Source organism: Microbacterium sp. K41, assembly GCF_004794395.1.
Lineage (GTDB): Bacteria > Actinomycetota > Actinomycetes > Actinomycetales > Microbacteriaceae > Microbacterium > Microbacterium sufflavum.
On record NZ_SSDO01000337.1, the window covers coordinates 1 to 351 of the forward strand.

A 351-nucleotide genomic window follows, 5' to 3' on the forward strand; every position below is an offset into this window, starting at 1 on the left:
GGCGGCCGCGTGGGCGCCGAGTTCGCGGACGAGCTGAGCGCCAGCGGCGTCCCGCACGTGCTCGTGCCCGTCGCGGCGGAGACCCGGCGCAGCATCGCCCTCGTCGATGAATCCGCGGGCGACACCACCATCGTGAACGAGCGCGGCGTCAGCCCCTCCGACGCGGAATGGGGGGCGGTGCTGGCCGAGGTGGTCGAGCGGCTCCCCGCGGCGGGCGTGCTCGTGATCTCGGGCAGCGTGCCGCCGGGCACCCCCGAGGCGCTGCTGCCGATGCTGATCGCCGTGGCGCGTGACGCCGGCGTGCCCGTGATCGTCGACACCTCGGGCCCCGCGCTGCTGCGGGCCGCCGAC

The 351-nt window shown here is 76.9% G+C and carries 1 protein-coding gene; it reads left to right on the forward strand.

Features of this window, described 5'->3' with window-relative positions:
* On the forward strand, window positions 1-351 hold a 351-nt coding region (locus tag DW309_RS10135), incomplete at both ends, for a PfkB family carbohydrate kinase (RefSeq protein WP_240753179.1).